Origin of the sequence: Aeromicrobium duanguangcaii (assembly GCF_024508295.1) — a bacterium.
Lineage (GTDB): Bacteria > Actinomycetota > Actinomycetes > Propionibacteriales > Nocardioidaceae > Aeromicrobium > Aeromicrobium duanguangcaii.
Genome location: NZ_CP101990.1, coordinates 2,879,379 through 2,902,427, shown reverse-complemented (window position 1 = coordinate 2,902,427; position 23,049 = coordinate 2,879,379). Strand labels below are relative to the sequence as shown.

The 23,049-nt window shown below is 70.6% G+C and carries 24 protein-coding genes and 1 tRNA gene; 16 read left to right on the top strand and 9 right to left on the bottom strand.

Features of this window, described 5'->3' with window-relative positions:
* Nucleotide 1 precedes the first annotated feature (1 nt).
* Both NP095_RS14225 and NP095_RS14220 read right to left on the bottom strand, forming a co-directional pair.
* Nucleotides 2-382: a phage holin family protein gene (locus NP095_RS14225; protein WP_232419545.1), complete on the bottom strand. Its 381-nt coding sequence runs from the start codon at nucleotides 380-382 to the stop codon at nucleotides 2-4.
* Nucleotides 383-392: 10 nt separating this feature from the next.
* Nucleotides 393-1,349 carry an EamA family transporter gene (locus tag NP095_RS14220; RefSeq protein ID WP_232419546.1) on the bottom strand — a complete coding sequence of 319 codons (957 nt, stop codon included), beginning with the start codon at nucleotides 1,347-1,349 and terminating at the stop codon, nucleotides 393-395.
* Between the two features lie 63 nt (nucleotides 1,350-1,412).
* Here NP095_RS14220 and NP095_RS14215 point away from each other — a divergent pair, with 63 nt between their 5' ends.
* The 5 genes from NP095_RS14215 to NP095_RS14195 all read left to right on the top strand — a co-directional run bounded on the left by NP095_RS14215 (nucleotide 1,413) and on the right by NP095_RS14195 (nucleotide 7,086).
* Nucleotides 1,413-2,474: a histidinol-phosphate transaminase gene (locus NP095_RS14215; RefSeq protein WP_232419547.1), complete on the top strand. Its 1,062-nt coding sequence runs from the start codon at nucleotides 1,413-1,415 to the stop codon at nucleotides 2,472-2,474.
* Nucleotides 2,475-2,585: 111 nt separating this feature from the next.
* Nucleotides 2,586-3,620: a pyruvate dehydrogenase (acetyl-transferring) E1 component subunit alpha gene (pdhA, locus tag NP095_RS14210; RefSeq protein WP_232419548.1), complete on the top strand. Its 1,035-nt coding sequence runs from the start codon at nucleotides 2,586-2,588 to the stop codon at nucleotides 3,618-3,620.
* Nucleotides 3,611-4,570 (top strand): alpha-ketoacid dehydrogenase subunit beta, encoded by a 960-nt coding sequence (locus NP095_RS14205; protein ID WP_232419549.1) that lies wholly within the window; start codon nucleotides 3,611-3,613, stop codon nucleotides 4,568-4,570. The genes pdhA and NP095_RS14205 overlap by 10 nt, the downstream gene beginning before the upstream one ends.
* Nucleotides 4,570-5,772: a dihydrolipoamide acetyltransferase family protein gene (locus NP095_RS14200; protein WP_232419550.1), complete on the top strand. Its 1,203-nt coding sequence runs from the start codon at nucleotides 4,570-4,572 to the stop codon at nucleotides 5,770-5,772. The genes NP095_RS14205 and NP095_RS14200 overlap by 1 nt, the downstream gene beginning before the upstream one ends.
* Nucleotides 5,773-5,814: 42 nt before the next feature.
* Nucleotides 5,815-7,086 carry an MFS transporter gene (locus NP095_RS14195; RefSeq protein WP_232419551.1) on the top strand — a complete coding sequence of 424 codons (1,272 nt, stop codon included), beginning with the start codon at nucleotides 5,815-5,817 and terminating at the stop codon, nucleotides 7,084-7,086.
* 90 nt (nucleotides 7,087-7,176) lie between these two features.
* Here NP095_RS14195 and NP095_RS14190 read toward each other — a convergent pair whose 3' ends face one another.
* From NP095_RS14190 to NP095_RS14175, 4 genes are all read right to left on the bottom strand, one after another.
* On the bottom strand, nucleotides 7,177-8,067 hold the full coding sequence (locus tag NP095_RS14190; protein ID WP_232419552.1) for an oxidoreductase: 891 nt from the start codon (nucleotides 8,065-8,067) through the stop codon (nucleotides 7,177-7,179).
* A gap of 99 nt (nucleotides 8,068-8,166) precedes the next feature.
* Nucleotides 8,167-8,934, bottom strand: a complete 768-nt coding sequence (locus NP095_RS14185) for a maleylpyruvate isomerase family mycothiol-dependent enzyme (protein ID WP_232419553.1) — start codon at nucleotides 8,932-8,934, stop codon at nucleotides 8,167-8,169.
* Nucleotides 8,927-9,436, bottom strand: coding sequence for a hypothetical protein (locus NP095_RS14180; protein WP_232419554.1), 510 nt, complete (start codon nucleotides 9,434-9,436; stop codon nucleotides 8,927-8,929). Before NP095_RS14180 ends, NP095_RS14185 begins: the two co-directional genes overlap by 8 nt.
* Before the next feature lie 291 nt (nucleotides 9,437-9,727).
* Nucleotides 9,728-11,596 (bottom strand): acyl-CoA dehydrogenase, encoded by a 1,869-nt coding sequence (locus NP095_RS14175; RefSeq protein WP_232419555.1) that lies wholly within the window; start codon nucleotides 11,594-11,596, stop codon nucleotides 9,728-9,730.
* Between the two features lie 365 nt (nucleotides 11,597-11,961).
* Between NP095_RS14175 and NP095_RS14170 the strand changes: the two genes are divergently transcribed.
* Nucleotides 11,962-12,882, top strand: a complete 921-nt coding sequence (locus NP095_RS14170) for a LysR family transcriptional regulator (protein WP_232419556.1) — start codon at nucleotides 11,962-11,964, stop codon at nucleotides 12,880-12,882.
* Between the two features lies 1 nt (nucleotide 12,883).
* On the opposite strand, the gene NP095_RS14165 is transcribed toward NP095_RS14170, so the two are convergent.
* On the bottom strand, nucleotides 12,884-13,615 hold the full coding sequence (locus tag NP095_RS14165; protein WP_232419557.1) for a sulfite exporter TauE/SafE family protein: 732 nt from the start codon (nucleotides 13,613-13,615) through the stop codon (nucleotides 12,884-12,886).
* A 118-nt stretch (nucleotides 13,616-13,733) separates the two neighbouring features.
* Nucleotides 13,734-14,486: an enoyl-CoA hydratase gene (locus NP095_RS14160; protein WP_232419558.1), complete on the bottom strand. Its 753-nt coding sequence runs from the start codon at nucleotides 14,484-14,486 to the stop codon at nucleotides 13,734-13,736.
* Nucleotides 14,487-14,509: 23 nt separating this feature from the next.
* Between NP095_RS14160 and NP095_RS14155 the strand changes: the two genes are divergently transcribed.
* The 3 genes from NP095_RS14155 to NP095_RS15270 all read left to right on the top strand — a co-directional run bounded on the left by NP095_RS14155 (nucleotide 14,510) and on the right by NP095_RS15270 (nucleotide 16,184).
* Nucleotides 14,510-15,400, top strand: a complete 891-nt coding sequence (locus tag NP095_RS14155) for an alpha/beta fold hydrolase (RefSeq protein WP_232419559.1) — start codon at nucleotides 14,510-14,512, stop codon at nucleotides 15,398-15,400.
* Nucleotides 15,401-15,437: 37 nt separating this feature from the next.
* Nucleotides 15,438-15,511: transfer RNA gene (locus tag NP095_RS14150), tRNA-Gly, on the top strand.
* Nucleotides 15,512-15,647: 136 nt separating this feature from the next.
* Complete coding sequence (locus NP095_RS15270) at nucleotides 15,648-16,184, top strand: acyltransferase (RefSeq protein WP_304523561.1); 537 nt, start codon at nucleotides 15,648-15,650, stop codon at nucleotides 16,182-16,184.
* 282 nt (nucleotides 16,185-16,466) lie between these two features.
* On the opposite strand, the gene NP095_RS14140 is transcribed toward NP095_RS15270, so the two are convergent.
* Nucleotides 16,467-16,886: a universal stress protein gene (locus NP095_RS14140; protein WP_232419560.1), complete on the bottom strand. Its 420-nt coding sequence runs from the start codon at nucleotides 16,884-16,886 to the stop codon at nucleotides 16,467-16,469.
* Between the two features lie 123 nt (nucleotides 16,887-17,009).
* On the opposite strand from NP095_RS14140, the gene dcd reads away from it, so the two are divergent.
* The 7 genes from dcd (at nucleotide 17,010) to NP095_RS14105 (ending at nucleotide 23,038) form a co-directional block, all read left to right on the top strand.
* Nucleotides 17,010-17,588, top strand: coding sequence for a dCTP deaminase (gene dcd, locus NP095_RS14135; protein WP_232419561.1), 579 nt, complete (start codon nucleotides 17,010-17,012; stop codon nucleotides 17,586-17,588).
* Between the two features lie 4 nt (nucleotides 17,589-17,592).
* Entirely contained in the window at nucleotides 17,593-18,402 is an 810-nt protein-coding gene (locus NP095_RS14130; protein ID WP_232419562.1) for an HAD family hydrolase, read from the top strand.
* 56 nt (nucleotides 18,403-18,458) lie between these two features.
* Complete coding sequence (locus tag NP095_RS14125) at nucleotides 18,459-19,388, top strand: hypothetical protein (RefSeq protein WP_232419563.1); 930 nt, start codon at nucleotides 18,459-18,461, stop codon at nucleotides 19,386-19,388.
* Between the two features lie 74 nt (nucleotides 19,389-19,462).
* Nucleotides 19,463-20,368 carry a pseudouridine-5'-phosphate glycosidase gene (locus NP095_RS14120; RefSeq protein ID WP_232419564.1) on the top strand — a complete coding sequence of 302 codons (906 nt, stop codon included), beginning with the start codon at nucleotides 19,463-19,465 and terminating at the stop codon, nucleotides 20,366-20,368.
* Nucleotides 20,365-21,234, top strand: a complete 870-nt coding sequence (locus NP095_RS14115; RefSeq protein ID WP_232419565.1) for a carbohydrate kinase family protein — start codon at nucleotides 20,365-20,367, stop codon at nucleotides 21,232-21,234. Before NP095_RS14120 ends, NP095_RS14115 begins: the two co-directional genes overlap by 4 nt.
* 92 nt (nucleotides 21,235-21,326) lie before the next feature.
* Nucleotides 21,327-22,247 carry an ABC transporter ATP-binding protein gene (locus NP095_RS14110; protein ID WP_232419566.1) on the top strand — a complete coding sequence of 307 codons (921 nt, stop codon included), beginning with the start codon at nucleotides 21,327-21,329 and terminating at the stop codon, nucleotides 22,245-22,247.
* A complete protein-coding gene (locus NP095_RS14105; RefSeq protein WP_232419567.1) occupies nucleotides 22,244-23,038 on the top strand; it encodes an ABC-2 transporter permease in 795 nt (264 codons plus the stop codon). Before NP095_RS14110 ends, NP095_RS14105 begins: the two co-directional genes overlap by 4 nt.
* The last annotated feature ends 11 nt before the right edge of the window (nucleotides 23,039-23,049 follow it).

Here is a 23,049-nt window from a genome sequence, read left to right as displayed (position 1 = left end):
CTCAGTCCGAGATGATCGCGGACAGGATCGACTGGCAGATCGACACCACGATCGCCGCCAGGACCGCCCACCAGAAGCCGTCGAGAACGAACTCGACGCCGAACTGCGAGGTGATCCACTCGGTCAGCAGCAACAGCAGCGCGTTGATGACGACCAGCAGCAGGCCCAGGGTCAGCACGATGAACGGCAGCGAGATCAGCTTGACGACCGTGCCGACGAGCTCGTGGACGATCGTGAAGATGAGGCCGACGGCGGCCAGGGCGAGGACGCGGTTCAGCGTCGTCTCACCGTCCTCGCCGATGCTCATGTGGCTGCCGAGGATGAGGGCGGACAGCCCGAGCGCGAGGCTGCTGACGAACCAGGTGGACAGGAAGCGTTCCATGCCCCTCACCCTAGAGCGTCGGAGGCAGTTCGTCGTCCGGCGTGTGACGGGCGGTCTGGGCCAGCACGATGCCGCCGATCACGGCGGCGACGCCTGCCGTCTGGACCGGGGACAGCGACTCGGCGAACCAGACCCAGCCCACGATGACCGCTACGACCGGCTCGAGCATCGCGATGACGGACGCCTTCGCGCTGGACAGGTCGCGCAGGGAGGCGAGGTAGAGGAAGAACGGGACGACCGTGCCCGTCACGACCACCGACGTCATCGCCAGCCACGCGGGGACGGTCAGGTGGTCGAGCCGGCCCAGCATGGACGCCGTCGTGCCCAGTGCGCTCGTGCCCTCCCAGCCGCCGAGCACGTTCATGACGATGGCGCCGATCCCGAAGGACCACACGACGGTCTGCAGGGCCGAGAGCGGCTCGGCGGACGTGGCGGTCAACTCCTCACCGATCAGGAAGTAGGCCGCGAAGCACACCGCCGCGGTCAGCGCCACGAGCACGCCGATCCCGTCCAGCTCGAGGCCGCCCCAGACCTGCCCGACGAGGGCGAGCCCGACCAGCGCCAGGGCGATCGCCGGCCACACCCGGGGGTGGACCCGCTCGTGCCGCACGAACCGCGCCCACAGCACGACCAGGACCGGCGCGAGGTACTCCAGCAGCAGGGCCACGCCGATGGGCAGGCGGACGATGGCGATGTTGTAGGTCCATTGCACGAAGGCGACGCCGACGACGCCCAGCGCCAGCACCAGCAGGAAGTCGCGTCCGCGCGGCCGGCGCAGCGCCGAGCGGTCGAAGGCCACGGCGATCGCGAAGAACACCAGCCAGGCGAAGGTGACGCGGATCGTCGTGTAGGTCGCCACCGGCAGGCCCGCCTCGATCGGGATGCGGGTGACCCCGGCATTGATCCCGAAGAAGACCGCGGCGGTGACGACGAGGGCGAGCCCACGGCGCGGGTGGGGCTGTGACACCTGTCAAGTGTGGCACCGGACTGCGGCGGACACGCAGTGACTCCACGGTCGTACGCTCGGGGTATGTCCGAGCCCCGTCCCCGACCGGTCCTGGCCACGATCCCGGCGTATCGTGCCGGGCTGCCCTCGACGAACGAAGAGCACAAGCTCTCCAGCAACGAGAACCCCTTCCCGCCGCTGCCCGGGGTCATCGAGGCCGCCGCCGTCGAGCTGGGCCGGATGAACCGATACCCCGATCCGGGCGTGACGGCTCTCGGCGAGGTCCTGGCCGAGCGCACGGGGCTGACCCCCGACCACTTCGCCTTCGGCACCGGCTCGGTGTCCGTGCTGTTCGCGCTCCTCGACGCCTGGTGCGGACCCGGCGACGAGGTCGTCTACCCGTGGCGCTCGTTCGAGGCCTACCCGATCGCGGTCGACCTGCCCGGCGCCACCTCCGTCCGGGTTCCGTTGACCGCCGACCACCGGCACGACCTGCCGGCCATGGCCGCTGCGATCACCGACCGCACCAAGGTCGTGCTCGTGTGCACGCCCAACAACCCGACCGGCACGGCGGTCGGCGCCGAGGAGTTCGACGCCTTCATGGCGCAGGTGCCCGGGCACGTCGTCGTGGTCGTGGACGAGGCCTACCTGGAGTTCGTCCGCGATGCCGAGGCGATCGCCGGCGCCGACGCGCTCGTGCAGTACCCCAACGTGGTCGTCCTGCGGACGTTCTCCAAGGCGTACGGCCTGTCCGGCCTGCGCGTCGGCTACTCGATCGCCGACCCGGTGATCACCGAGTCGATCCGCAAGGCTCTGCCGCCGTTCGGGGTCAGTGACGTGGCCCAGGCCGCCGCGCTCGCCTCGATCACGGCCGAGGCCGAGCTCGCCGTGCGGGTCACGTCCGTCGTCGACGAGCGCACCCGCGTCCTCGCGGGACTGCGCGAGCAGGGCTGGGACGTGCCCGACTCGCACGCCAACTTCGTGTGGCTGCCCCTGGGCGACCGCTCGGCCGACTTCGCCGAGCACGTCCGGCCGATCGCGGTGCGCCCGTTCCCCGAGGGAGTGCGCGTGTCGATCGGCACGCCGGAGATCAACACGACCTTCCTCGAGCGCGCCGCGACATTCCTGCGGGAGACGCCTGCCTGATAGCCTCGGAGCAGATGTGATGCCTGTCACATCAGTGCCCCACGACTCACCACCTCGAGTCAGGGGCACGTCCACAGGGCGGCGATCCCGCCCTCGGCACAGGAGGCAGTCATGGGCCTACCCATCTCCCAGACCCTGGCGCCCGACGGCGAGCTCGTCGCAGCGCACGACTTCACGACCGACGACCTGCGCGCGTTCCATCGCGACCTCGTCCTCGCCCGGCGCATCGACACCGAGGCGTTCGCACTGCAGCGGCACGGCGAGCTGGGCCTGTGGCCCCCGATGCTCGGCCAGGAGGCCGCCCAGATCGGCAGCGGCCGCGCTCTCGCCCCCGACGACTTCGTCTTCCCGTCCTACCGCGAGCACGCCGTCGCGTGGTGCCGTGGTCTCGACCCGGCCCTGTTGCTGGCCATCTTCCGCGGCACGAGCCTGGGTGGCTGGGACCCGGCCGACCACAACATCGCCCTGCCGGCGATCATCATCGGCGCCCAGACGCTGCATGCCGTCGGCTACGGCATCGGCCTGACGCTCGAGGGCAAGGAGGACGCCGTCGTCGCGTACTTCGGCGACGGGGCCACCAGCCAGGGCGACACCAACGAGGCGTTCGCGTGGGCCGCGTCCTACAACGCCCCGGTCGTCTTCTTCTGCCAGAACAACCACTACGCGATCAGCGTCCCGCTCGAGCGGCAGACCCGGGTGCCGATCGCCCAGCGTGCCGACGGCTTCGGCTTCGAGGGCGTCCGCGTCGACGGCAACGACGTGCTCGCCGTTCACCAGGTCACCTCCGAGGCGCTGGCGAAGGCTCGCGCCGGTGGGGGTCCGACCCTCATCGAGGCGATCACCTACCGGATGGGAGCGCACACGACCTCCGACGACCCGAGCCGCTACCGCGACGCGCACGAGGCCGAGTCGTGGGCCGAGCGCGATCCACTCCTGCGGCTGCGGTCGCTGCTCGAGCGGACGGACCCCGGTTTCGCCGACTTCGACGCCGAGGTCCAGGCCGAGGCCGAGGAGCTCGGTGAGCACCTGCGCCAGGTCTGCGGCGAGCTGCCCGATCCCGATCTGGCCGAGCTCTTCGAGCACGTCTACGACCAGATCCCACCCGAGCTCGTCGCCCAGCGTGAGGAGGTCCGGTCATGGAGCTGAGCATCGGCAAGGCCCTCAACGCGGGCCTGCGCGCAGCGATGGAGAACGACCCCAAGGTCCTGCTGCTCGGTGAGGACATCGGCCGGCTCGGTGGCGTCTTCCGCGTCACCGACGGTCTGCAGAAGGACTTCGGCGACCAGCGCGTCATGGACACGCCGCTGGCGGAGTCGGCGATCGTCGGCGCTTCGGTGGGACTGGCGTACCGCGGGTTCAGGCCCGTGGTCGAGATCCAGTTCGACGGCTTCGTCTACCCGGCCTACGACCAGATCGTCAGCCAGGTCGCCCGGCTGCGCTTCCGCAGCGAGGGCGCGGTCGCGATGCCGATCGTCATCCGCATCCCGTACGGCGGCGGCATCGGCGCGGTCGAGCACCACTCCGAGAGCCCGGAGGCGCAGTTCGTCATGACGCCGGGCCTGACCGTCGTCTCGCCGTCGAACCCGCACGACGCCTTCTGGATGATCCAGCAGGCGATCGCGTCGGACGATCCGGTCGTCTTCCTGGAGCCCAAGCAGCGCTACTGGGACACCGGCGAGGTGGGTGACGAGCCCGGCCTCGGCCTGCACGAGAGTCGCGTCGTCCGCGACGGTGACGGCGTGACGGTCGTCGGCTACGGACCGGTCGTGAAGACCTGCCTGGCGGCCGCCGACGAGTCCGACGTCCCGCTGGAGGTCGTCGACCTGCGGTCGCTGTCGCCGCTGGACCTCGGCCCGGTGTACGAGTCGGTGCGCCGCACCGGTCGCGTCGTGGTGGTGCACGAGGCGGCTCGCACGCTGGGCCTGGGCGCCGAGCTCGCGACCCGGATCACCCAGGAGTGCTTCTACTCGCTGGAGGCACCCGTCCAACGCGTCACCGGCTACGACCTGCCGTACCCGCCGTGCCGGGTCGAGCACGACCACCTGCCCAGCGTCGAGCGGATCCTCGACGCCGTGGCCGTCACGGGGGAGTTCTGATGAGCGACAGCCCGCAGGTGTTCCGCCTGCCCGACGTGGGGGAGGGCCTCACCGAGGCCGAGATCGTGACGTGGCACGTCGCGGTGGGCGACGAGGTCAAGGTCAACGCCCCTCTGGTGGACATCGAGACCGCGAAGTCGATCGTCGAGCTGCCCAGCCCGTTCGCCGGGACCATCGGCGCGCTGCTCGTGCAGGAGGGCGAGACGGTCCAGGTCGGCACGGCGATCGTGCACATCGGCGGCGGCGGGGTGCCCCTGGCGGAGCCGCTCGTCGAGGCCCCGGCTGCGGAGGAGAGGCGCGAGGTCCTCGTCGGCTACGGCCCCAGCTCGGGCCGGCGCCGCACCCGCAACCGCGTCCGGAACGGCACCGTCGGATTGTCACTGCGCGTGCTCGCCAAGCCGCCGGTGCGCAAGCTGGCCAAGGACCTCGGCATCGACCTGTCGAAGGTGCCGTCCCGTGGTGATGCGGTGACCCGCGCCGAGGTCGAGGAGTTCGCGCGGCTGATGTCCGGGGCGGCCACGACGGCGGCTCCGGTCTCGGGCGTCCGTCGGGCGACCGCCGAGGCGATGATCGCGTCCGTCCAGGTGCCCCAGGCCACCGAGTGGGTGACGGTCGACGTCTCCGCGACGGTGGAGCTCCTGGTCCGGCTCAAGGCCGACCGCCGCTTCGATGGCGTCAAGGTCACCTCGACGCTGCTCACGGCCCGCGCGGTCTGCCTCGCGCTGGCGCGCACGCCGGACCTGCACGCGCGCTGGAACGAGTCCACCATCGAGCACCCGGCGTCGATCGGCCTCGGCATCGCCGCCGCGACCGATCGAGGACTGGTCGTCCCCGTGGTCCGCGAGGCCGAGCGCCTGCCGCTGGTCGACCTCGGTCGGGCCATCGACGAGCTCGTCGCGACCGCTCGTGCCGGACGGATCCAGCCGGACCAGATGTCGGGCGGCACCTTCACCCTCACGAACGTCGGGGTCTTCGGCGTCGACGGCGGCACGCCGATCCTGCCGCCGGGCCAGTCGGGGATCCTCGCGCTCGGGCAGGTGGCGCGTCGTCCCTGGGTCGTCGAGGAGCAGGTCGTCCCGCGGTGGGTCACGACGCTAGCCGTCACGTTCGACCACCGTGTCGCCGACGGCGAGCAGGCCTCGCGGTTCCTGGCCGATGTTGCGACGATCCTGGCCGACCCGGCGATGGCGCTCGCCTACTGATCCCACGCGACGTGCCCTGCGGCACGAACCTAGGATGGGCGGGTGAGTGTCCAGGAGCAGAATCACCGGGGCGCCTACCTCGTCTGGCTGGTCGGCCTGGCCGCCTACCTGGTCGCCGTCTTCCACCGCTCGTCCCTCGCGGTCGCCGGTCTGGTCGCCTCCGAGCGCTTCGACATCAGCGCCGCCCAGCTCTCGACCTTCGTCATGCTGCAGCTGCTGGTCTATGCCGGCATGCAGATCCCCGTGGGTCTGGCGGTCGACCGGTTCGGCCCGCGCGCGGTGATGCTGGCCGGCGCCGTCGTGCTGACCCTGTCGCAGGCGGCGTTCGCGTTCTCGGAGTCCTACGCGACCGCGCTGGCGGCGCGCTTCTTCGTCGGCATGGGCGACGCCATGACCTTCGTCTGCCTGCTGCGCCTGGTGAACGCCTGGTTCTCGCCGGGGAAGGTTCCGCAGATCACGCTGCTGACCGGTCCGATCGGCCAGCTCGGTGCGATCATCGCGGCCGTCCCGATGACCTGGGCCCTGAGCCAGCTGGGCTGGACGAAGGCCTATCTGCTCGCCGCGGGCTTCGGTCTGGTCATCACGGTCGCCGTGCTCGCGTTCGTCCGCGATGAGCCGAAGGCGCGCTCGGTGCGCGGCGCCGCGCTGTCATGGACCAACATCCGCACGTCCCTCGGCGCCTCGTGGGAGCACCCGGGCACCCGGCTGGGCTTCTGGATGCACTTCGTCACCCAGTTCAGCTCGACCGTGCTGGGGTTGCTGTGGGGCTACCCGTTCTTCGTGCGCGGTGAGCACACCTCCGAGACGTTCGCCGGCACGCTGCTGACCCTCATGGTCGTCGCGGTCATGATTGCCGGGCCCGTGCTGGGCCGGCTCATCGGCAACTACCCGTGGCACCGGTCGACGATCGTCCTGACGATCGTCTCGGCGATCGTGGTGGTCTGGACGGCCGTGCTGGCCTGGCCCGGTGACGCCCCCGGCTGGCTTCTCGTCGTGATGGTGATCGTCGTGGGCGTCGGCGGACCCGCCTCGATGATCGGCTTCGACCTCGTGCGCACGTCCAACCCGATCGACCGGCTGTCGACCGCGACGGGCATCGTCAACCAGGCGGGCTTCCTCGCCAGCCTCATCACGGTCATCGCCGTCGGCGTGATCCTCGACCTCACGGGCCAGAACTTCAAGGCCGCGATGAGCTTCCAGTACGTGCTCTGGGCGCTCGGGCTGCTCCAGGTGTGGCGCTACCGCGTGAAGACCCGCGCCCGCATGGTGCGCGACGACCCGGGCCGCTGGGCCCGGTACACCAGGATCGGCTGACCCTCCCGTCCCCAGATTTGCTCCCCTTCCGACCTTTGAGAGGGGCCCAAAGGTGGAATTCGGAGCAAATCTCGGGGGTGGGGGAGGGTGTCAGGCGACCTTGAAGACGACGCCGGTCGCGGTCTCGCTGGCGGACCACACCTCGGCCGCCAGCTCGGGGTCGCGTGCGGCGGGGGTCATGCCGACGAGCCGGGGGCGGCCGCGGGTCTGGCGGAAGCCGTCGGGACCCAGGTACTCGCCGCCGGTGAGCGACGGGTCGGTGGCCGCGCGCAGCGAGGGCCACGCGCCGGCGCGGGCCGGCTGCAGGAAGGCCGTCGCGAGGCTGTGAATCGCGATGCCGCTCGGCTTGGTCAGGTTGGTCGAGCTCAGGCCCGGGTGCGCGGCCACGGACACGACGTCGAGGCCGGCCGCCTTCACCCGGCGATCGAGCTCCTTCATGAACAGCAGGTTGGCCAGTTTGGACTCCGCGTACGAGCGCCACTTCTTGTAGCGGCGCGGATCACCGTTCGGCTCCAGCGAGCGCAGGTCGAGCTCCTTCGTCATGGAGTGCGCCAGGGACGAGACCGTCACGATGCGGGTGGAGCCCTCGCGCAGGAGCGGCCACAGCGTGGCCGTCCACGCGAAGTGCCCGAGGTGGTTGGTCGCCATCTGCAGCTCGAAGCCGTCCATCGTGCGCGTGAACGGCGGGATCATCACGCCGGCGTTGTTCACGACGATGTCGAAGCCGCGACCGGCGTCGACGACGCCCTGGGCGGCGGCGATCGTGCCGGGCAGGTCCGCGAGGTCGAGGCTCACGACCTCGATGTCGCCGAGCTGGGCGACGGTGGCCGCGGCCTTACGGTCGTCGCGGGCGGTGATGACGACCTCGGCGCCGTGGCGCAGCAGCTCGCGCGCCGTCTCGGTGCCGATTCCGCTCGTGGCCCCGGTGATCAGGGCGCGGCGGCCCGTCAGGTCACCGATCGCGGACGTGTCCCAACCCATGTTCTCTCCGATCTCGTCGGGGCAACGCCGCGAGCCGCGGCGCCGTCCTCCCGCCGGGCCCGAACCTACCGGCGGCTGACTCGTCGCGCTCGGCGTCGGTCAGGTGGTGACGGCCATCGCGCCCAGGACGCGCGCGGCCAGCTCCGGGTCGCCGTCGACCTCGACCGTGACGTCGTCGGGACCGCGGCGGCCGCCGCCCAGCACCGTGAAGGCCTCGGTGTCCATCGTCAGGGTCGTGGTCGGATCGGCGCCGCTCCGGCGGGCGCGGCCGTCCTCGCCGACCTCGACGGTGGCGTCCACCGGGACCGGGCCGGTGACGATCCAGCGGACGACGCTGCCGATGGGCGCCTTCGCACGGCGACCCAGGATGTACGGCAGCGCGGCGGCGAACGTCGCCGTCGTGACGTGGGCGCCGATGTCGTCGAGGCCGCCCGGGATGCCGACGGCGCGGCGGATGTCCTGCTCGTGGGTCCACAGGTCGATGGCGCGGTTGCGCAGCGCCACCTCCCAGGTCCACTCGACACCGGCCGGGGTGTTGACCGCCATCGCCTGTGGATCGGGCAGTTCCGCCAGGGTCTCGGCCCGCCGCTCGACCAGGTCGGTGAGGTCCTTCTTCAGCTGCTCGACAGGGACGTCGCGCAGGGCGGCGACCCCGGCGTCGGTGTAGTCGCCCGGCACGGCCGCGCCGCCGACGGGCGTGGTCTCGCCCTCGACCATGACCCGCTCGAGGTGCACCAAGTGCGCCAGCACGTCCTTCGCGGTCCAGCCGGGCAGGTCCGTCGGGACGTCCCAGTTATCGGGCTCGAGCGCCAGGACGGCGGCGACGGACTGACGCCAGGCGTCGAGGTAGGGGGACAGATCAGTCATGGGCTAACGTCCTGCGCGTCCGAGCGGTCAGGGTGGCGCCGGCCAACCCCAGTCCCGCGATGAAACCGGTCCAGGCGATCGCCTGTCCGGTGCCGACCCGGCTCGAGAGATCCACCACGGCGGTGCCGTAGCGAGCGGTGTCGGTCTGACCGTCCTTGGGCTTGCAGACGATCCGGGTCTGGTCGGGGGCGTCGGACAGCACGCCCAGCAGGTGCCAGCGGCTGCCGTCGCTGTCGACCACGATGTCGACGGTGGCCGCGGGTACCGGAATGCGCTTCTTGCCGGACCGGGCGACGCAGCGGATGTCGCGTTCGGCCTGCGGCAGGTCGGTCAGGACGGCGAGGTCGTCGTCACCGGCGGACTGAATCGGCTGGCCGACCGGAACGACCTCGGCGTCGCGCAGAGGATCCCACGCCGATGCGGCGAACGCGGTCCCGGCGACCCAGGCGAGCGCCGCGATCAGCGCCGCGACGAGGTACCAGCGTCGTCGGGTCAGGTGCACCTCGTCAGCCTAGAGGGCCGCCGCCGCGATCTCGTTGAGGCTGGGTCGGGAACGCCGCGCTTGGTACGTCGCGCCCATGAGTCGCCTACGTCGGCCTCGCGACGCACTGTTGAGCCCGCCGGCCTGACCGTCGCTCGTCCCCTCCCTCGCCACTTTTGGAACTGGATCCACGTTCCACGGGCCGATCGACGTGGATCCGGTTCCAAAAGTGGAGTCGGGGTGAGGAACGTCCCCCCAACGCACGAGCGGCGCGCACCCATCGGGTGCGCGCCGCTCGAGTGAGTCAGTGGCTCAGAAGGCCGCTTCGTCCAGCTCCATGACGTCGAGGTCGACGGCCTCGGCCATCGCGCGCTCGGCGGCCAGGCGGGGCAGGACGGTCTTGGCGAAGAAGGACGCCGCGGCGACCTTGCCCTCGTAGAACGACTTGTCCGCACCGGTGGCGCCGGCGTCGAGCTTGTTCTGGGCGACCTCGGCGCCGCGCAGCAGCAGCCAGGACACGACCAGGTCACCCAGGACGTAGACGAGGCGCGTCGTGTTCAGCGCGACCTTGTAGACGTTGCGGGCGTCGCCGTTCTCGTCGGCCGGGTTCGAGGCCATGAGGTCGTTGAACATCGCCGTGATGACGGCGGTGGTGTCCTCGAGGCCCTTGGCCAGCAGGTCGCGCTCGACCTTGAGGCGGCCGTTGCCCGACTCGCTGTCGATGAACGACTTGATCTGGTCGGACAGGTAGCCCAGCGCGCGGCCCTGGTCCTTCACGATCTTGCGGAAGAACAGGTCCTGGCCCTGGATCGCCGTGGTGCCCTCGTAGAGGGTGTCGATCTTGGCGTCGCGGACGTACTGCTCGAGCGGGTACTCCTGCAGGAAGCCCGAGCCACCGAAGGTCTGCAGCGACTCGGTGCCCAGCAGGACCCAGGAGCGCTCGGAGCCGTAGCCCTTGACGATCGGCAGCAGCAGGTCGTTGACTGAGTGCTCGAGGCTCGCGTCCTCGCCCGACTCCTTCTTGACCATGACCTCGTCCTGGAAGGACGCGGTGTAGATCATCAGCGAGCGCAGGCCCTCGGCGAACGCCTTCTGCGTGAGCAGCGAGCGACGCACGTCGGGGTGGTGCGTGATCGTGACGCGGGGGGCGTCCTTGGCCGGGTTCAGCATGTCGGCGCCCTGGACGCGCTCCTTGGCGTACTCGAGCGCGTTGAGGTAGCCGGTCGACAGCGTCGCGATGGCCTTGGAGCCGACCATCATGCGGGCGTTCTCGATGACGCGGAACATCTGGTTGATGCCGTCGTGCACCTCGCCGAGCAGCCAGCCGGTGGCCGGGCCGCCGAGCTGGGGATCACCGAAGGTGACCTCGCACGTGGCCGAGACCTTGATGCCCATCTTCTTCTCGACGTTGGTGACGTAGACGCCGTTGCGCTCGCCGGTCAGCTCGCCGGTCTCGAGGTCGAAGTGGTGCTCGGGGACCAGGAACAGCGACAGGCCCTTGGTGCCCGGGCCGCCGGCGCCCTCGACGCCGACGGGACGCGCCAGCACCATGTGCATCGTGTTCTCACCCAGATCGCTCACGGCGGAGGTGATGAAGCGCTTGACGCCCTCGATGCGCCACGTGCCGTCCTCGTTCGGGAAGGCCTTGGTGCGGCCGGCGCCGACGTCGGAGCCGGCATCGGGCTCGGTGAGGACCATCGTGGTGAGCCACTTGCGGTCGATCATCGTCTGCGCGATCTTCTGGTCGCGCTCGTTGCCGTTCTCCCACACGACGCGGCTGAAGGCCGGGCCGGCGCCGTACATCCAGATGGCGGGGTTGGCGCCGAGGACGAACTCGCCCATGGCCCACACGAGGGAGGAGGGGGCGGGCTGGCCACCGAGCTCGGTCGGCAACTGCAGGCGCCACCACTCGGCGTCCATCCAGGCCTGGTAGCTCTTGGCGAACTCGGGGTTCTGCTTGAGCGTGTGGGTGGCCGGGTCGAAGACCGGCGGGTTGCGGTCGGCGTCGACGAACGACGCGGCGAGGTCCTCGCGCGACAGGCGCTCGACCTCGGCGAGGATGCTCTTCGCCGTGTCGACGTCGACCTCATCGAAGGGGCCGGTGCCGAGGACGGACTGGCGGTCGAACAACTCGAAGAGGTTGAACTCGACGTCGCGCAGATTGCTCTTGTAGTGGCTCATGGGCCGTGGACCTCCGGGAAGATGAAGCTGCCAGTGTTACTGGCGGGTGCTACTGGCCAGTAACTAGATGGTACTCCAGCGTCGTACCAGTGCGAAAGGCGATCCCGGAAAAGAAAAACGACCCGTCTCCGCGAGGAGATCGGGTCGGTTCTGGGAGGTGTGTCGTCAGGCGCGGCGCGTGGGGACGCGGGTGAGGCCGTCGGTGGCGACGAGGTACGCCGTGTGGATGGTGCCGGCGGTCAGGGCGACGACAGCGGCGAGGGCGAGGAAGGTCATGGATGCTCCTTTCGTTCTCCCTCCATTCTGCGACGTTCAACTGTCAAGGACAATCCAACAGAACTTCACCGAAGATGTAGTTTGTCTACATGGATGCGCGACGCCTTGCGATGCTGCGGGAACTGGCCGAGCGGGGCACCGTCGGGGCGGTCGCCGATGAGATGGACGTCACACCGTCGGCCGTGTCACAGCAGCTGAAGATCCTCGAAGCGGAGGCCGGAGTGCCACTGCTGGAGCCCGCGGGCCGGGGTGTGCGGCTGACCGCCGCGGGCCGGGCGCTGGCCGAGACGGCGACCGAGGTGGCCGTTGCGCTGGAGCGGGCCGAGGCCAAGTGGCGCGAGTACCTCGGCGGCCCCGCCGGCGACGTCACCTTGACGGTGTTCCCGACCGGCGGCGAGATGCTCCTGCCGGGACTGCTGAGCCGGGTGGTCGCCGAGCCGGCGGTCAACCTGATCTGCTCGGACCGCGACCCGACCCAGCGGTTCGAGGTCCTCGACATGGTCGCTCACTTCGACATCGTGGTCGCGGACTCGCCGTCGGCCACCGAGGAGTGGCACGACCGCGGTCTGCAGCTGGTCCCGCTGATGCGCGAGCCGCTCGACGTGGCCCTGCCCGAGGACCACCGGCTCGCGGACCGGCCGAGCCTCTCGCCCAAGGACGTCGTCGGTGAGACGTGGATCGGCGCTCCGCGCGACTTCCCGTACGACCGCGTGCTCCAGCACCTGGTGACGGTGACGGGCGAGTCCGTGCGCATCGCCCAGCGGTTCGACGACAACGGCGTGGTGGAGGCCGTCGTGGCGGCCGGTCACGGGATCGCGATCCTGCCGCGCTTCACGACCCGGACCCGTGACAACGGGCTCGTCACGCGTCCGCTGGTCGGCATCCGCGCCAAGCGCGACATCACCGCGGTGCTGCGACCCGACCGCTTCGAGCGCCCCAGCGTGCGGTTCGTGGTCCAGGCGCTGCGCGAGGAGGCCCGTGCCGTGGCCGATCGGCACGGAGCGGTCTGAGTCACCGGGCGGCGTCGACCAGTAGCCAGAGGGCGACGACGGTGATGGCCAGGAGGTAGAGCCGGTCGAACCGCCGCTCGGGCATCCGGTCGAGGACGCGACTGCCCAGCCAGGTGCCGGCGATGACACCGGCGATGCCGGCGGCGGCCGCGGGCGCCTGGGAGGCGGGCAACAGTCCGACCACGCCGAACAGCACCAGCTTGGCGAGGTGCCCGGACACCTGGGTGGCGGCGAAGGTGCCGACGAAACCCAGCCGGTCGCTGGTGCCGGCGCGGAAGAAGGGGGCGGCCAGCGGGCCGGTCGCGCCGACCACGGGGTTCAGCGCGCCGATGACGCCACCCAGACCGATCCAGCCGGCGGTGCCGGGCGGATGGAAGGGCCGCGAGAGCCACACGGGCAGCCAGGTCGCGGCGAGGACGGCCACGGCGATCAGCGCCTGCAGTGCCGCCTCGGGCGCCTGGCGCGCGAGGGGAAGCGTCAGCGCCCCGGCCGGCAGGAGCAGCAGCGACGTCTTCCACACGATGGACCAGTCGACGTCCCGGTGCCGGACGATGGTGCGCGTGCCGTTGGAGACCACCTGGATGGCCGCGTGCAACGGGATGGCCACGAGGGGATCGACGAAGGCGACCAGCACCGCGAGTAGCACGATCCCGCCGCCGAAGCCGAGCACCGCGGTGAGCGCCGAGGTGGCGACGGCGCACACGCCGACGAGCACCACGGTCTCCAGGCCCACGGGACGTGTCTACCGTCTCCAGGCCCGCAGCGCCGGGCGGCGCGTCAGGCGCCCGGGTCGGCCGGGTCCCTCGAGACCGTCTCGTGCGGATCGGGCCGGAGCGGCCCGGCCCGAGGGTTCAGCGCGAGGCGAACTTCGCGGCGAAGGCCGCGAACTCCTCGCTGCTGAGCGACTCGGCCTGCGCCCACGACTCGAAGTTCAACGACTCGTGCAGGTCGGACCGTGCCGCGACGCCGACGGACTTCTTGATGTCGGCCATCAGCTTGGGGTTGCGCTTGGCCCAGCTCTGGGCGAGGACCGCCGCACGGGCCTTCGGGTCCTTGTCGATCTCCTGGGCGATGCCCAGGCGCAGCCCGGTCTCGGCGTCGATGATGTCGCCGTTGAACAACGCCGCTGCCGTGTTGGCCGAGCCGATCCGCTGGGTCAGCATCCAGGTGCAGCCGCCGCCGGGGTGCAGGCCGATGCGGCTGAACGTGGGGCCGAAGCCTGCCTGCGGGCCGGCGATGATCACGTCGCAGGCCAGCGCGATGTTGAGGCCGGCGCCGACCGCAGCACCCTGCACGGCGGCGATCGTGGGGATCGAGAGGTTCCGGATGCCCAGGAACGAGGAGTACACGTTCATCAGGTGCTCGCGCAGGACGTCGGCCGGGCGGCTGGTGTCGCCGAAGAGGCTCTCGAGGTTCGCTCCGGAGCAGAACGCCTTGCCCGCGCCGGTCACCACGAGCGCGCGGGCCTCGTCGTCGGCGGCCACGGATTCGACGGCGGCACGCAGCTCCTGCAGCAGCGGCCAGTCGAGCGCATTGAGGCGGTCGGGAGCGTTCAGGGTGATCGTGCGGACAGTGTCTTCGCGGCGGAGTTCGACGAGAGGCATGTGATCCACCTTACGATCGAGGTATGACCTCACCGACTCTGCCGGTCGTTCCCGGCGTGGAACACCGATGGATCGATGTCGACGGGGTTCGTCTGCACGTCGCCGAGGCGGGCCGCGCCCACCAGTCCGTCGACCGCCCGTCCGTGCTGCTCGTGCACGGCTGGCCCCAGCACTGGTTCTGCTGGCGGCACGTGATGCCGGCGCTGGCCGAGACGCATCACGTGGTCGCCGTCGACCTGCGCGGCTCGGGCTGGAGTGACGTGCCGGAGGGTGAGGGCGCCTACGACAAGCGGGTGATGGCCGACGAGATCGCGCGCGCCATCGAGGAGCTCGGACTCGATCGCCCGGTCGTCGTCGGGCACGACTGGGGTGCGTGGATCTCGCTGCTGGTCGCCAGCCGCCACGAGGGCCTGACCCGCGGCGTCGTCGCCGCGGCGATCGTCGCACCGTGGGCCGACCTGCCGCTGCACGAGATGTGGCGCTTCGCCTACCAGCCGATCGTGGGCGGGCCGGGCGGCGCCTTCCTCCAGCGCGCCGGCGGGCAGGTCGTGCTCAAGACACTCTTCAAGCTGGGGGCAGGACCGGGCTACCGCTGGCAGCGCTCGGACCGCGAGGAGTACCTCGCGCGCTTCCGCGAGCCGGCCCGCGCCCGCGCCGGGCGAGAGCTGTATCGCACGTTCATGCTCAAGGAGATCCCGAAGGTCGGGAAAGGCTACGCGCGCCGGGTCGAGGAGATCCCGCTGCTGTTCCTGCCCGGGACGGCCGACACGGTCCTCGCGCCCAGCCTGGTGCGCCGAGCCGAGGGACCGCCGAACGTCACGGTGACCCCGATCTCCGGCAGCGGCCACTGGATCCCCGAGGAGAAGCCCGCCGAACTGGTGGGCCAGATCCGCGACTTCCTGCGCCAGTTCTGACCCCGGTCGCCGGTGCTTGTACGATCAACGCAGCACCGCCGGTGTAGCTCAATGGCAGAGCGCTTGCTTCCCAAGCAAGATACGCGGGTTCGATTCCCGTCACCGGCTCCAAGGATTCCAGGGAGACGCGTTTCAATCGCGTTCGGTACACCACTGGCACGTGCGAAGGCTCGCGTCGTCAGTGGCGGCGGGGGACGTTGTTCTGTTTCTGGCGACGGCGCCAGCATTCGATGTCTACAGTCATTTCATGTTGCAGCGTTTACGTCACCCCAAGCGACTCGTCCGCCGCCTGATGGGCAGGGTGCGAGCTCGACGACGAGGACTTCGGGGCGCGTACGTGCAGAGGGGCGTCAAACTGACGGGCCCCGGCGAATACGACCTGGCTCCCGAGTCCACGATCTGTCAGGACGCCCAAGTGTGGGTTGGTCCGGGTGCTGTGTTGTCGTTGGCTCCGACGTCGAAGATCGGCATCCGTAACGTCGTGAACGTGGAGTCGGGCCTGTCGGTTGGTGAGGGTACGGGGATCTCGTGGGATGTGCAGATCAGCGACACGGACTTCCATGACATTACGCACGGGGATGGGGTGTCGCGTGCCCGGTCGGCGCCGATCGTGATCGGTGAGCACGTGCTGATCGGTGCGCGGTCGATGATCCTGAAGGGCGTGAAGATCGGGGATGGAGCCGTGGTCGGTGCGGGCTCCGTGGTGACGTCGGATGTGCCGGCAGGCGCGATTGTGGCGGGGAACCCTGCGCAGATTGTTGGTCACGCGGAGTCGTGGACCTGATCCGGGCGCTGCTCGTGCTGGCCCCGAAGCCGATCGGCGGCATCGGGTCGCGCCGGCGCATCGAACGCTCGACCAGTCCCCAGCGGATCCGCGCGACCACGGCGGTGACGACGGCCAAAATCAGCAGGGTCATCGCGATGGCGTCCTGCGACCTCTGGGAGATCGACAGGTCGACCACGTCGAGCGCGACTCACGCCGCCAGCAGCGCGAGCGCCGTCGGACCCAGGTCAGGAAGGTGCGCTCGCCCGAGTCCGCGGGGACGGCTCGGTCAGAAGGCTCCGCTCAGACCGTCTTGACGATGTAGACGTCGCAGGGCGCGTGATGGGCGACGTCGGTGGCGACGCTGCCCAGCAGGCGGCTGATTCCCTGCACGCGGCGGTTGCCCACGACGATGAGGTCGGCGTCGATCTCCTTGGCGACCTGCACCAGGGCGTCGGCGGGCTTGCCGGGTGCGGGGCTCGCCTGCACCGTTCCCTCGTAGGACAGGCTCTCGGCGACCTGACGGGCGATGGCCTCCGCGCGCTCGCCGGGGCTGAGCGGGTGCATGCCCTCGGGGAGGTCGGAGGGCGCGCCGGCCTTCTCGTCGACCGCGGTCACGATGTGCAGGGTGGCGCCGGTGGCCGAGGCCAGTCCGGCGGCGACCTCGGCGGCGCGCTGGGCGCTGTCGCTGCCGTCCACGCCGACCAGGATGTTCTTGTACACGTGCTGCTCCTCACGGTTGCTTTCTCGCACCATGGCACACGTGGGGGTCATGTGCGTGGTGTGACGACCAGTTTCGGCTCTGGCCGCGGGATCGGAGCGCCACGCGTGCGTTAGGTTCTCCTTGTGCTGCTTTCGGACCGCGACATCCTCGCCGAGATCGACGCCGGACGGGTCGCGCTCGACCCCTACGAGCCCTCGATGATCCAGCCGTCGAGCATCGACGTGCGCCTCGACAAGTTCTTCCGGGTCTTCGACAACCACAAGTACCCCCACATCGACCCGGCGCAGGACCAGTCCGACCTGACGCGCGAGGTCGAGGTCAACGGCGACGACGCGTTCATCCTGCACCCCGGTGAGTTCGTGCTGGGCTCGACGTACGAGTACGTGACGCTGCCCGACGACGTCGCCGCGCGGCTCGAGGGCAAGTCCTCACTCGGCCGCCTCGGCCTCATGACGCACTCCACGGCCGGCTTCATCGACCCCGGGTTCCAGGGCCACATCACCCTCGAGCTCGCCAACGTCGCCACCCTGCCGATCAAGCTCTACCCCGGCATGAAGATCGGTCAGCTGTGCTTCTTCCGGCTGACCTCGCCGACCGAGAACCCCTACGGCTCGGCCAAGTACGGGTCCCGTTATCAGGGCCAGCGCGGACCGACGGCCTCACGGTCCCACGCGAACTTCCACCGGAGTGTGATCGACTGAGGGCATGACCGCGCCCGACATCCGACTCGTCGTGGCCGACCTCGACGGCACCCTGCTCGATGAGCACAAGCAGCTGCCGGCCGGGACGATCGACCTCATCCGCGACCTGCAGGCGGCGGGCGTGGCCTTCGCCCCCGCGAGCGGTCGCCAGTGGGCCACCCTGGCCTCGATGTTCGAGCCGGTCTCCGACGGCCTGGTGATCATCGCCGAGAACGGCGCCTATGTCACCGACCGCGGCCGCGAGGTCGCCGTCCACCCGTTCGACGGCGCGTGGATCTCCGGGATCGTCGAGCGCACCCAGGCGCTGACCGACGACGGCGTCGACCTCGGCATCGTCGTGTGTGGCGTCCGGTCCGCGTGGATCACCCGCACCGACCGCCGCTTCCTCGACCAGGTCGAGCCGTACTACCGGCGCCTCGAGGTGACCGACGACCTCACCTCGATCGACGACACGATCATCAAGCTCGCGGTCCACGACTTCGGCGACCTCGAGGCCGTCACGGCGCCCTTCCTGCGCGAGATCTGCGAGCCCAACCCCGTCGCCGTCTCGGGCGCCCACTGGGTCGACGTGATGGCCGAGGGCGTCGACAAGGGCCTCGCCGTCCGTGAGCTGCAGAAGGCGATGAGTATCGACGCCACCCAGACGATGGCCTTCGGCGACTACCTCAACGACTACGAGATGCTCCAGGCCGCGGACTGGTCGTTCGCCATGGGCAACGCCCATCCCGACATCATCGACGTGGCCAACTACACCGCCCCGCCGAACTACGAGGACGGCGTGATCACCACCGTCCGGACGATCCTGGGCATCTGACGATCCCGGGTGTGGAGAACCGGCCGGCCGTCCTCGGCTGACGTCATCGTGGCCGGATGCTCCCACCACACCAGGACGGCGTGATCTCGAGGTCGCAACTGCTGGCCGACGGGCGGACGCCGAACGACGTCCGCCGACTCCTGCGGCGCCGTGAGCTCCGTGCGGTCGCACCCGGCGTCTACGTCGATCACACCGGCCCGCTGACCTGGCGGCAACGCGCGTGGGCCGCCGTCCTGTGGGCGTGGCCGGCGGCCCTGTGCGCCGAGTCCGCGCTCGAGGCGGCGCACGGTTCCGCGGAGCGCGAGAACGGCCCGATCCACGTGGCGGTCGACCACTCCCGGCGGCTGACGGCGCCGCCGGCGGGGATCACCGTCATCAGGATGCGGGACTTCGAGCCGCGAGTGCACTGGCACCTCTCGCCGCCCCGACTGGCCTACGACGAGGCCGTGCTGGACGTGGCCTGCGGCGCGACTCGTCTGGTCGACCAGGTGGCCGTCCTGGCCGCAGCGGTGGGCGAACGCCGCACGACGGCCGCCCGGTTGCGTGGACGTCTCGACGCTCGCTCGCGGGTGGCGGACCGACGCCGGATCGAGCGGTTGCTCGCGGACATCGAGCTGGGCACCCACTCGGTGCTGGAGCACGGGTACCTCGTCCGCGTGGAGCGGCCGCACGGACTGCCGACGGGTGAGCGCCAGGCCCGGCACGCCTCCGGTGGCCAGATCCTCTATCGCGACCTGGAGGTCGTGGGTCGAGTCGTGATCGAGCTCGACGGCCGTCTGCACCACGACTCGCCCCGCGGTCGCGACCGGGACCTGGACCGCGATCTCGACGCTGCGCTGGCCGACCGCCAGACGATTCGCCTGGGGTGGGGGCAGGTCTTCGACCGTCCCTGCCGGACGGCAGCCGTACTGTCGGCGCTCTTCGCCTCCGCCGGGTGGAGGGGGACCGCGGTGCCGTGTGGACCCGCCTGTCCCGTCGGCTCCTGATCGGGGAGCGCTGAGGTCAGCACACGACTCGCGGACTCCCCGATCTCGACGTTCTCGGCGGCTAGAGTCGCGGGGTGAAGGTTCAGCCGTCCCCCGAAGTCGCCGCCGCGCTGTCCGAGGGGCGCGCCGTCGTCGCCCTCGAGTCCACGATCATCAGCCACGGTCTGCCGCGTCCGGACAACATCGCCGCGGCGCAGGAGTTCGAGGAGATTCTGCGGAGCCAGGGCGTCACGCCGGCCACGATCGCGGTGCTCGACGGTGAGCTGAAAGCCGGCCTGACCGCCGACGAGCTCGCCCGCATCGCCAACGAGGACATCCCCAAGCTCACGGTGCGCGACCTGCCCGTCGTGCTGGCCATGGCGGGCAGCGGCGCCACGACCGTCGCGGCGACCTCGTGGATCGCCGACCGTGCGGGCATCCGCGTCTTCGCCACCGGCGGCCTCGGCGGCGTGCACCGCGGCGCCTCGGAGACCTTCGACGAGTCCGCCGACCTGACGGTCCTGGGGCAGGTGCCGATCACGGTGGTCTCGGCGGGCGTGAAGTCGATCCTCGACATCCCCGCCACGCTCGAACGCCTCGAGACCCTGGGCGTCATCGTGCTCGGGTTCGGCACGAAGGACTTTCCGAGTTTCTGGCTCACGTCGTCGGGCCACGAGCTCGACTGGCGGGCAGAGGACGCGTTCGCCGTCGCCGCCGTCATGCGCAGCCGCGACAAGATGGGACTGACGTCGGGCATCGTCGTCGCCAACCCCCTGCCCGAGGAGAAGCAGCTCGACCCCGTCGTCCACGACGAGGCCCTCGAGCGGGCCTTGGCCGAGGCCGACGCGCAGGGGCTGTCGGGCAAGGAGGTCACGCCCTTCCTGCTGAAGCGGATCGTCGAGCTGACCGGCGGCGACAGCCTCGCGGTCAACCTCGACATCGCGCGCAACAACATCGCGGTCGCGGCACGCATCGCAAAGGCGGCGGTGGAGCAGTCGTGATCCTCGTGGTGGGCGACGTCGTGGACGACATCGGCGTCCTGCCCCTCGAACCCGTGGCGCCGCGCAGCGACACCCGCTCCCAGATCCGGATGACTCCCGGAGGGTCGGCGGCGAACACCGCCGCGTGGCTGGGCTTCCTCGGCACGGACACCCGCTTCTTCGGCAAGGTCGGCAACGACGGCATCGAGCGACATGGGGGAGCGCTGCGAGAGCACCAGGTCGACCCGCGCCTGGTCGCCGACCCGCTGCTGCCGACGGCCACCATCGTGCTGACCCTCGACGACGAGGCCGACCGCACGATGTACGTCGACCGCGCTGCCAATGGCACCCTCACGGTCGACGAGATCCCCGACGACCTCGTGGCGGACGTCGACTGGCTGCACCTCACCGGCTACACGTTCTTCGATCCGCAGACCCGCGACGCTGCCATCGAGCTGATCGCTCGCGCGAAGCAGCGGGGAGCCGGCGTCAGCGTCGATCCCAGCACGACGGCGTTCCTGCGCGAGGTCACGCCCGAGGCGTTCGTCGAGTGGACCAGCGGGGCCGACCTCGTGCTGCCGAACCTCGACGAGGCCCGCCTCCTGATCGGCGCGACCGGTCCGTTCGTGGACTTCGACGCCCTCACCCGGATGTACCCGCACGTGGTCGTCACGCTGGGCTCCATGGGCGCGGCCTACGTCGCCGGTGACGTCCGCGAGCAGGTCGCCTCGCCGCGCATCCAGGTGGTCGACACGACCGGTGCCGGCGACGCGTTCACGGCAGGCTTCCTCGCGTTCTGGGTGTCACAGCGCGATCCGCGGACCGCCCTGCAGGGCGGCATCGGCGCCGCCAGTCGCTGCGTCCAGCAGCGCGGCGCCCGACCCTGAGTCCCGACCGGGGTCGACCTCGGGGTCGGGTCCGGGCCGATCGGGGGAGTCGCCCGATGTGCTGAGAGTGCCCGCGGGCTGACGCTGAACGCATGATCGAAGCACACGCCCTGACGAAGCACTACGACGACGCCGTCGCCGTGGACGGGATCGACCTCATGGTCCGGCCGGGACACGTCACCGGCTTCCTCGGACCCAATGGCGCCGGGAAGTCCACCACGATGCGCATGGTCCTCGGCCTCGACCGTCCGACCTCCGGGACCGTCACGGTGAACGGCCGGTCCTACACCGAACTCGCCGCGCCGCTGAGGGAGGTCGGCGCCCTCCTCGAGGCGAACGCCCTGCACCCCGGGCGGTCGGCCCGTCAGCACCTGCGCCAGCTGGCCACCAGCAACCGGCTCCCGGCGTCGCGCGTCGACGAGGTCCTGGACCTGGTCGGACTGAGTGATGTCGCCCATCGCCGCGCCGGCACGTTCAGCCTCGGCATGGGCCAGCGACTCGGGATCGCCGGAGCCCTCATCGGTGACCCGGCCGTCGTGGTCCTGGACGAGCCGGTCAACGGCCTCGATCCCGAGGGCATCCGCTGGGTGCGATCCCTGGCCCGCCGGCTGGCAGACGAGGGCCGAACGGTCTTCATCTCCAGTCACCTCATGAGTGAGATGGCACTGATGGCCGATCACCTCGTGGTGGTCGGCCGCGGCCGGATCCTGGCCGACTGCTCGATGGAGCAGTTCATGCAGGACCACGCCACCTCGGCGGTCCGGGTGAGGACGCCGGACCCGGCGGCCGCGGCGCACGCGCTGCCGCGGGCCGAGCTCGAGCGCACGGGCGACGATCTCGTCGTGCGCGGGATGGCGGCGGCCGCGATCGGCGACGCCCTCTTCGACGCGGGCGTGCGGGTCCACGAGCTCGCGACCCAGCGGTCCTCGCTCGAGGACGCCTTCATGACCCTGACCGCCGACTCGGTGCAGTTCCAGACCGCCACCCAGACCCCAGAGGACGTGCCCGCATGACCACCCGGACCGCTCCCGCCACGGCGGGACCCACCTGGCTCGACACCGTTCGGGCGGAACGACAGAAGATGTTCAGCGTCCGATCCACGTGGTGGACCCTCGCCGCGATCGTGGTGCTGGGCGCCGGCCTCACGACGATCATCTGCGCGGCCAGCGCGGAGTGGCTCGCCAGCGGTGACGCCGACGAGGCCGTCGGCTCCTTCATCACCTGGGGCATGATGATCGCCCAGGTCGGCGCCGTGGCGCTGGGCGCTCTGATCATCACGACCGAGTACGGATCGGGCCAGATCCGGTCGACGTTCGCGGCGACGCCGTTCCGCGGCCGGGTGCTGGCGGCCAAGGCGCTCGTCGTGACGGCGGTGCTCTTCGTGGTCGGCACCGTCACGGCGCTGCTCGGCTACGCCGGCGGGAACTGGTTCCTCGACCGCGAGGGCATCGGGCTGGCGCTCGAGGGGGATGTCCTGCGCTCGATGTACGGATCCGGGCTGTACCTGGCCGGGCTGGGGCTCATGTCCCTGGGCGTGGGTTTCATCCTGCGGCACACCGCCGGGGTGATCTCCCTGATGCTGGCGCTGGTGTTCGTCGTCTCCGGCATGGCGCCGCTGATCCCCGGCACGGTGGGGGACTGGATCGAGAAGCTCGTGCCCGGCAGCGCGGGCGCCTCGATCGCCACTCCGGTGACCTTCGACCCGAACCTGCTCGAGCCGTGGGTGGGCTACGGAGTCTTCCTGGCGGAGGTCGCCGCGGTGCTGGCCATCGCCTGGGTCCTGGTGAAGCGCCGCGACGCCTGACCCGGGACAGA

Bases quoted from the DNA above. Each gene is read 5' to 3' on its own strand.
- NP095_RS14225 (WP_232419545.1), bottom strand. From the start codon at position 382: ATGGAACGCTTCCTGTCCACCTGGTTCGTCAGCAGCCTCGCGCTCGGG.
- NP095_RS14215 (WP_232419547.1), top strand. From the start codon at position 1,413: ATGTCCGAGCCCCGTCCCCGACCGGTCCTGGCCACGATCCCGGCGTAT.
- pdhA (WP_232419548.1), top strand. From the start codon at position 2,586: ATGGGCCTACCCATCTCCCAGACCCTGGCGCCCGACGGCGAGCTCGTC.
- NP095_RS14205 (WP_232419549.1), top strand. From the start codon at position 3,611: ATGGAGCTGAGCATCGGCAAGGCCCTCAACGCGGGCCTGCGCGCAGCG.
- NP095_RS14200 (WP_232419550.1), top strand. From the start codon at position 4,570: ATGAGCGACAGCCCGCAGGTGTTCCGCCTGCCCGACGTGGGGGAGGGC.
- NP095_RS14190 (WP_232419552.1), bottom strand. From the start codon at position 8,067: ATGGGTTGGGACACGTCCGCGATCGGTGACCTGACGGGCCGCCGCGCC.
- NP095_RS14185 (WP_232419553.1), bottom strand. From the start codon at position 8,934: ATGACTGATCTGTCCCCCTACCTCGACGCCTGGCGTCAGTCCGTCGCC.
- NP095_RS14175 (WP_232419555.1), bottom strand. From the start codon at position 11,596: ATGAGCCACTACAAGAGCAATCTGCGCGACGTCGAGTTCAACCTCTTC.
- NP095_RS14170 (WP_232419556.1), top strand. From the start codon at position 11,962: ATGGATGCGCGACGCCTTGCGATGCTGCGGGAACTGGCCGAGCGGGGC.
- NP095_RS14160 (WP_232419558.1), bottom strand. From the start codon at position 14,486: ATGCCTCTCGTCGAACTCCGCCGCGAAGACACTGTCCGCACGATCACC.
- NP095_RS14155 (WP_232419559.1), top strand. From the start codon at position 14,510: ATGACCTCACCGACTCTGCCGGTCGTTCCCGGCGTGGAACACCGATGG.
- NP095_RS15270 (WP_304523561.1), top strand. From the start codon at position 15,648: ATGTTGCAGCGTTTACGTCACCCCAAGCGACTCGTCCGCCGCCTGATG.
- NP095_RS14130 (WP_232419562.1), top strand. From the start codon at position 17,593: ATGACCGCGCCCGACATCCGACTCGTCGTGGCCGACCTCGACGGCACC.
- NP095_RS14125 (WP_232419563.1), top strand. From the start codon at position 18,459: ATGCTCCCACCACACCAGGACGGCGTGATCTCGAGGTCGCAACTGCTG.
- NP095_RS14110 (WP_232419566.1), top strand. From the start codon at position 21,327: ATGATCGAAGCACACGCCCTGACGAAGCACTACGACGACGCCGTCGCC.
- NP095_RS14105 (WP_232419567.1), top strand. From the start codon at position 22,244: ATGACCACCCGGACCGCTCCCGCCACGGCGGGACCCACCTGGCTCGAC.